General features: G+C 41.5%; 2 protein-coding genes and 1 pseudogene. All 3 read right to left on the reverse strand.

Features of this window, described 5'->3' with window-relative positions; all coding sequences use genetic code 11:
* Positions 1 to 126 (reverse strand): annotated as a pseudogene (locus F6K20_RS35265) (peptidylprolyl isomerase); the annotation flags it as partial.
* Positions 102 to 1,067 (reverse strand): sulfotransferase domain-containing protein, encoded by a 966-nt coding sequence (locus F6K20_RS35270; RefSeq protein ID WP_287297923.1) that lies wholly within the window; start codon positions 1,065 to 1,067, stop codon positions 102 to 104. The gene F6K20_RS35270 and the pseudogene F6K20_RS35265, both read right to left, overlap by 25 nt.
* Before the next feature lie 15 nt (positions 1,068 to 1,082).
* The coding region (gene murJ / locus F6K20_RS35275) for a murein biosynthesis integral membrane protein MurJ (protein ID WP_287297924.1) at positions 1,083 to 2,189 on the reverse strand (1,107 nt) is incomplete at its 5' end.

Here is a 2,189-nt window from a genome sequence, read left to right on the forward strand (position 1 = left end):
GGCAAAGTAAAACTGTGAAGAGGCTGAGTCTGGCATTTGGGAACGAGCCATGGCAACAGCACCACGAGTATGAGTCAACTGAGGATCACTATTAATTCCGGCTACCTTAAAGGTTTTTCTGTATATCTCCATGACTCCCATGGCACTGAGCGACCAAGTAGTTCTTCCAATGCTGTAACTTCCTGTTTATAATACATAGTAAGAGCATTTTTGATAGCTGGTGAAATCGACACCTTTTCCTGAGGCTGCACATTAAGGCGTAAATAGATCGGATCCAAGGCTCGTCGAATTTTCCTCAAAACTTTGTGAATGGGTTTGTTTTGGGTATATTGACGCATACACTTTAAAAACTGCTCATAATTCCGGTGAAACCACCAATTTTTTACTGCCTTGCTGGGATTATATACTTTAAAGAGATAATCCCCATAGAAGCTGGAATCAATTCCTGCAAATCGACAAATTTTTTCAAGCACATATTTGGGATTACGGGATAATTCTTCATAAAAAGCCACATAAATTCTATCGGATCCGAATAACTCAAAGTAAGGTTTTAAGTAGACATAATAACGCCCTTGCTCAAGGGAACGCATATAGGTATAGGTATTTTCGTGCTCAAAATTATCTTTAATTAATTGCTGGTCAACATAGTTATCAAAGCTGATATTTTGAGGAAGATACTCTTTCTGTTTAGCAAATTTATACCAAGAGATTAAGCGAGAAACCGGTTCCCGTAGGATAAATATAAGTTTAACATTTGGTAGAGATTGTTTTATTTTATGGGGTGTACCTGATGAGTAAAGATAGTCTGGTGTTGCCTCCATCCGAATTTTTTCGACATTGGAGCACTGAGCATAACGAAAAATATCATCATATTTTTCTAGACCATCTTCATATCGATAGTTTGAAGCTTCTGGATAATCTTGATCCAAAAAGAAGCGAATTTCTTTGAGGTTAGAGGTACAAACTTGAGGATGATCAGCTAAATAATAAAATAGTGATGTTGTTGCCGCTTTTGTTGTGCCTCCAATAATTAAGTAAGAGTGCTGTTTAAAACTTGAACTATTCATAGATTTTATTACCCCTCATTCACTGTGATGTTTTTGCAGCAGAGAAACACCCTTTCGATGGAGTAGATAGATGATCAGTATCACATAGATAATAGCCATAACAGGCCAACTCATAGCAATACCAATTAATCCCCAAACTTGCCAAAATAACCAACTCAGAGCAACCCCTACAAATGCCATGGTCACCATACTCCAGACAACCAAACCATAAGCTCTCTGAGCATACAAACCAGCTTCAAGCACGGGGATTAGAGAAATAAATGCCAAGGACAGCCCTAACCAAAAGAACACTTGAGACGTCTGCTCAATAGAGGCAGCTTCAAAAGAACCATGTCCGTATAGCAAACGAATGATTTCGTCATGAGATACCACAATGAAAAGTACTGCAGGTAAGCTGACTAATAGGGTTTTGGTCAGGTTTTTGCGCAAAGCCGATCCTAACCGGGATTTATGCCCAGCTAAGTCATGCTCTGTCATGGCAGGCAAGCTGGTTGTAGCAATACTGACACCAATAATCGTTTGAGCAGCGGAGACGATCCGAATCGCAAAGTAGAATGTGGAGACCCCGCCAACTGCTACTAAGGAAGGCAGCATCTGGCTCTTGACTAGATTAGATGCGAGCTTAATCACAAAACCAATAGTGGGTAAAGAACCTGCTTGCCACAGACGCAGGAGGTCATCTTTGCCAGCCCAAGCCAACCATTGATGGTGGTGTCCCGCTTTAAAAGCATCTAGAAATACCAGCACAAAGAATCCACCAAATCCCAAGGTATAAGCGATCGCTATCCACAGAGCAATACTAGACTGTTGCCATGCCAACCCAATGGCAGCCACTACGAAACCTGGTGCGATCGCATTCCGCAGAGCTACCGCACTAAAGCGCCTTTGGCTGTTGAGGATCACACTAAAGACCGCAATCCCAGGAGCAAACAAAACCATTGGCGCACAGATCCGAAATAAAAACGTTGCTTGTGCTCTACCCTCTGGAGAAAATCCTGGGGCTAACCCAGTTATAATCAATGGCGCTATAATTTCCAACAGAACAGTTAGACTAACACCGAGTACTAAAGCTAAGTTGACAATGCCACTGACCAAGCGATGATATTCCCTGTGATTCAGAGA

Source organism: Moorena sp. SIO2C4, from assembly GCF_010672485.1.
Classification (GTDB): domain Bacteria; phylum Cyanobacteriota; class Cyanobacteriia; order Cyanobacteriales; family Coleofasciculaceae; genus Moorena; species Moorena producens.

Excerpts from the sequence above, each read along its gene's own strand:
- F6K20_RS35270 (WP_287297923.1), bottom strand. The coding sequence starts at position 1,067 with ATGAATAGTTCAAGTTTTAAACAGCACTCTTACTTAATTATTGGAGGC.